Below are 1,803 nucleotides of genomic sequence, written 5' to 3' on the forward strand. Positions count from 1 at the left end.
TCAGTAGACTTGGTGGGTCTGACAAGACTTGAACTTGTGACCCCACGCTTATCAAGCGTGTGCTCTAACCAACTGAGCTACAGACCCTCAGATACATCAATGAAGAACAACTTGTTGTGGATTCTTACCAATCGTCAATCTTTCGTTAAGGAGGTGATCCAGCCGCAGGTTCCCCTACGGCTACCTTGTTACGACTTCACCCCAGTCATCGGCCACACCGTGGTAAGCGTCCTCCTTACGGTTAGACTACCTACTTCTGGTGCAACAAACTCCCATGGTGTGACGGGCGGTGTGTACAAGGCCCGGGAACGTATTCACCGCGGCATTCTGATCCGCGATTACTAGCGATTCCGACTTCATGGAGTCGAGTTGCAGACTCCAATCCGGACTACGATCGGCTTTTTGAGATTAGCATCCTATCGCTAGGTAGCAACCCTTTGTACCGACCATTGTAGCACGTGTGTAGCCCTGGTCGTAAGGGCCATGATGACTTGACGTCGTCCCCGCCTTCCTCCAGTTTGTCACTGGCAGTATCCTTAAAGTTCCCACCCGAAGTGCTGGCAAATAAGGAAAAGGGTTGCGCTCGTTGCGGGACTTAACCCAACATCTCACGACACGAGCTGACGACAGCCATGCAGCACCTGTATGTAAGTTCCCGAAGGCACCAATCCATCTCTGGAAAGTTCTTACTATGTCAAGACCAGGTAAGGTTCTTCGCGTTGCATCGAATTAAACCACATGCTCCACCGCTTGTGCGGGCCCCCGTCAATTCATTTGAGTTTTAGTCTTGCGACCGTACTCCCCAGGCGGTCTACTTATCGCGTTAGCTGCGCCACTAAAGCCTCAAAGGCCCCAACGGCTAGTAGACATCGTTTACGGCATGGACTACCAGGGTATCTAATCCTGTTTGCTCCCCATGCTTTCGTACCTCAGCGTCAGTATTAGGCCAGATGGCTGCCTTCGCCATCGGTATTCCTCCAGATCTCTACGCATTTCACCGCTACACCTGGAATTCTACCATCCTCTCCCATACTCTAGCTTCCCAGTATCGAATGCAATTCCCAAGTTAAGCTCGGGGATTTCACATCCGACTTAAAAAGCCGCCTACGCACGCTTTACGCCCAGTAAATCCGATTAACGCTCGCACCCTCTGTATTACCGCGGCTGCTGGCACAGAGTTAGCCGGTGCTTATTCTGCGAGTAACGTCCACTCATCCTAGGTATTAACTAGAAGAGCCTCCTCCTCGCTTAAAGTGCTTTACAACCATAAGGCCTTCTTCACACACGCGGCATGGCTGGATCAGGGTTCCCCCCATTGTCCAATATTCCCCACTGCTGCCTCCCGTAGGAGTCTGGGCCGTGTCTCAGTCCCAGTGTGGCGGATCATCCTCTCAGACCCGCTACAGATCGTCGCCTTGGTAGGCCTTTACCCCACCAACTAGCTAATCCGACTTAGGCTCATCTATTAACGCAAGGTCACAAGTGATCCCCTGCTTTCCCCCGTAGGGCGTATGCGGTATTAGCATCCCTTTCGAGATGTTGTCCCCCATTAATAGGCAGATTCCTAAGTATTACTCACCCGTCCGCCGCTAGGTCAATTACCGAAGCAATCTCCCCCGCTCGACTTGCATGTGTTAAGCCTGCCGCCAGCGTTCAATCTGAGCCATGATCAAACTCTTCAGTTAAAAATCATTAGTGACTTAAGGTCACAATTCTGGCTCATCAATGTACTGACAAATTCTCTCAAATAAACTTCGAGTAATTTAAACCAATCAATCAATGATAATATTTCGATCAATCAAT

The 1,803-nt window shown here is 50.4% G+C and carries 1 tRNA gene and 1 rRNA gene; both read right to left on the minus strand.

The window, feature by feature from the left end:
• Window positions 1-10: 10 nt before the first annotated feature.
• Window positions 11-87, minus strand: a tRNA-Ile gene (locus WFN33_RS20180).
• A 59-nt stretch (window positions 88-146) separates the two neighbouring features.
• Window positions 147-1,685 (minus strand): 16S ribosomal RNA (locus WFN33_RS20185).
• Window positions 1,686-1,803 lie beyond the last annotated feature (118 nt).

The sequence above is a fragment of the Acinetobacter sp. AS167 genome (assembly GCF_037152175.1).
In the GTDB taxonomy this organism is placed as follows: Bacteria; Pseudomonadota; Gammaproteobacteria; order Pseudomonadales; family Moraxellaceae; genus Acinetobacter.